We start from the raw sequence: 2,911 nt of genomic DNA, 5'->3' as shown, positions 1-2,911 counted from the left end.
ACCCGCCCGCCGCCTCGCCGACCCGCTGGCCTGGACCGACTGGCGACGACGCCACCAACATCGAGCTCGCAGCAGCCACTACAAACGACGACCCGAGACATGATCACGATCTACGACTGGAGTACTACGTCCGCCCGAAACGCTGCGAGGTCCTCTTCGAGCGGATCTGCCGGCGCAACGGCATCGACCACCTCCGCACGAAGATCCGCTCGCCTACGACCACCGGGAAGATCGAGCGCTTCCACCAGAGCATCCAGGTCGAGCTGCTCGACCCACACCTGGCCGAGCACGGCCCGTTTCCCGACATCGGCGCAGCTCAGGCGGCAGTGGATGCGTGGGTGCACGACTACAACCACACCCGCCCGCATCAGGCCCGTGACATGGACCCGCCCGCCGTCCACTTCGTCCCGGTCCCGGCCTGCGAACGCGCCGACCTCCCGCTCTGGGCACCACCCGAACTCACCGGCGTCCCGGCACCCACACCGCCCGGGCAGCCCACCGAACAACCCACCGAGGCCCTCGCTGAGGCCCTCCCGGCACCCGCCGCGCTGGTTCCCACAGTCGACCTCCGACCGCCACCGGCGCACCGCGACCTCGAGGCGCTCGCCCCGGTCGAGCTCGACCGCGTCGTCCCCGCCAGCGGGAACCTCGACGTCGCCGGCCAGCAGTTCTGGCTCGGCACCCAGCGGGCCGGTCGAACGGTGAGGTTCTGGATCGACACCACCACCGTCCACCTGGCCGTCGACGGCGTCTATCTCAAGACCCTGCCCTCGAGGATCACCACCACCGGCCTGGCCCGACTACGCGCCGACGGAGCCCGCCCCACAGGCCCACCACCCGCACGCCCAGCGGCCACCGAACGGGACCCGGTCGAGGTCCACCGCACCGTCAATCGCTCCGGGAACGTGTCGCTGGCCGGTCAGTACGTCCCGGTCGGCGCTCAGCACGCCGGACGGCGCGTGATCATCCGCCTCGACAACGACCTCGCCCAGGTCATCCTCGACGACACCATCGTCCGCACCCGGCCGCTGGTCCTGAGCCGAGCCCAACGCCACCGGCTACGCGCGGCGCAGATCGCCGCACCACGACCCGCCGCGGCCAGCGAGCTGGGCTCGATCAGCGTGACCGCGCACCCGGCGGCGGCGAACACGTAAGCGATCCCGGTGCCCATCGTGCCGCCGCCGATCACGCCGACCGCCTGCGGCGCAGACGTACTCACGCCCGCTCCCCCGCGACCGCCCCGAGCAGCGTCGGCCCGGCCTGCACCGCCGTGCGCTGCATGTGGTGCAGCACGCCGTGCAGGCCGCCGAGCTCGGCGCCGCCGCCGGCGCGGCCCGGACCGCCGTGCACCAGTCCCGGGAGTGGCGAACCGTGCCCGGTGGATCCCTTCGCGCCCTCGCGGTCGAGCACGAGGACCCGCCCGTGCCAGGGCGCGAGGCCGAGCACGACCGCGCGGGCGACCTCCGGGTTGTGTGTCACCACGGATCCGGCCAGGCTGCCCTGTCCGCGGGCGGCGAGCCGGACCGCGTCGTCGAGGCCGTCGTAACCGAGCACGGTGCTGACCGGACCGAACGCCTCCACCTCATGCGGCTCCGGGCGGTCGTTGTCGGCGCAGTGCAGCAGGATCGGTGGCAGGAACGCGCCGCGCTCCGGGTCCGCATCGACGACCCCGAACCGGTTCGGGTCGCCGGCGACGACGCGTGCGACGTCGGTCAGCGCCTTGAGCGAGCAGCGCACCTCCTCGCGCTGCTGCAGGCCCGCGAGCGCGCCCATCGTCACGCCCTCGCTGCGCGGGTTCCCGACGACTACCTTCCCGAGCCGGTCCCGGGTCGCCTCGATCACCGCGTCGACGTGCTCGCGCGGAACCAGGGCGCGGCGGATCGCCGTGCACTTCTGCCCAGCCTTGACCGTCATCTCCGTGACGAGTTGGCCGACGTAGAGGTCGAACTCCGGCGTCCCCGGCCCCGTGTCCGGACCGAGGATCGAGCAGTTCAGGGAGTCGGGCTCGGCGTTGAACCGCACGGACCGGGTGACAACGGCCGGGTGGGTGCGCAGCCGCTGACCGGTCGCGGCGGAACCGGTGAACGACACGAGGTCCTGCGGGGTGAGGTGGTCGAGCAGGTCGCCGACCGAGCCGGCGACGAACTGGAGCGCGCCCTCGGGCAGGATCCCGGAGCCGATGATGGAGCGGACCACGAGCTCTGCGAGGTACGCGGTCTGCGTCGCAGGCTTGACGATCGACGGCACGCCCGCCAGCAGCGCGGGAGCGCGCTTCTCGAGCATGCCCCAGACAGGGAAGTTGTAGGCGTTGATCTGCACCGCGACGCCGTGCAGGGGCACCGCGACGTGCCGGGCGAGGAAGTCGCCGGCCTTGCTCAACCGCTGGGGCTCGTCCTCGACGAGGATCGTGGCGTCCGGAAGCCGGTCCCGCCCGAGCGCCGCGTACGCGCCGAGCACAGCGATCCCGCCGTCGACGTCGAACTTCGAGTCGAACAGGGTGGCCCCCGTCCGGGCGGACAGCTCGTAGAACGCCGGGCGCTGCTCCCGCAGGTGTGCGGCCAGCGCCTTCAGCAGGTCCGCTCGCTGGTGGAAGGTCAGCTCCCGGCTCGCGGACAGGCTCCCTGTGGCGGTCGACGGCATGGCTCGTGAACAACTTCATCGATCGTGCCTCTCCTCGTCAGTCGCACTCAGCCGGCGACGGTCCAGGTGTCGCGGCCGTTGAGCAGGGACTGCAGGTCGGGTGTGCCGGCCTTGTCCTTGGCCTGCTGGACCTGGGCGCGGACCGCGTCGTCGTAGGTGGTGCGGTCGACGTTGCGGAAGATGCCGGTGACGGTGTGGGTGAGGTCCTGGTCGGACAGCCTCGACAGGGCGAAGGCCAGGTTGTGGTCGGTCTGGTCGTGGACCACGATCT

The 2,911-nt window shown here is 71.9% G+C and carries 1 protein-coding gene and 3 pseudogenes; 1 reads left to right on the top strand and 3 read right to left on the bottom strand.

Annotation, left to right across the window (positions count from 1 at the left end; translation table 11 throughout):
- Positions 1-59 precede the first annotated feature (59 nt).
- Positions 60-332, top strand: a pseudogene (locus tag HF526_RS36055) (hypothetical protein); the annotation flags it as partial.
- A gap of 608 nt (positions 333-940) precedes the next feature.
- On the opposite strand, the gene HF526_RS36705 reads toward HF526_RS36055, so the two are convergent.
- The 3 genes and pseudogenes from HF526_RS36705 to HF526_RS34295 all read right to left on the bottom strand — a co-directional run.
- Complete coding sequence (locus HF526_RS36705) at positions 941-1,171, bottom strand: hypothetical protein (protein WP_211178224.1); 231 nt, start codon at positions 1,169-1,171, stop codon at positions 941-943.
- 56 nt (positions 1,172-1,227) lie between these two features.
- Positions 1,228-2,640 (bottom strand): annotated as a pseudogene (gene paaZ, locus HF526_RS34300) (phenylacetic acid degradation bifunctional protein PaaZ); the annotation flags it as partial.
- A 47-nt stretch (positions 2,641-2,687) separates the two neighbouring features.
- Positions 2,688-2,911, bottom strand: a pseudogene (locus HF526_RS34295) (2-oxoacid:ferredoxin oxidoreductase subunit beta); the annotation flags it as partial.

This window comes from Pseudonocardia acidicola, assembly GCF_012911935.1.
GTDB lineage: Bacteria > Actinomycetota > Actinomycetes > Mycobacteriales > Pseudonocardiaceae > Pseudonocardia > Pseudonocardia acidicola.
Note: the sequence above shows the minus strand (reverse complement) of the source record. Positions and strands in the feature narration are given on the sequence as shown.

What these genes read in the sequence shown, in the direction of transcription:
- HF526_RS36705 (WP_211178224.1), bottom strand. Translation starts at nt 1,171, where the DNA reads ATGGGCACCGGGATCGCTTACGTGTTCGCCGCCGCCGGGTGCGCGGTC.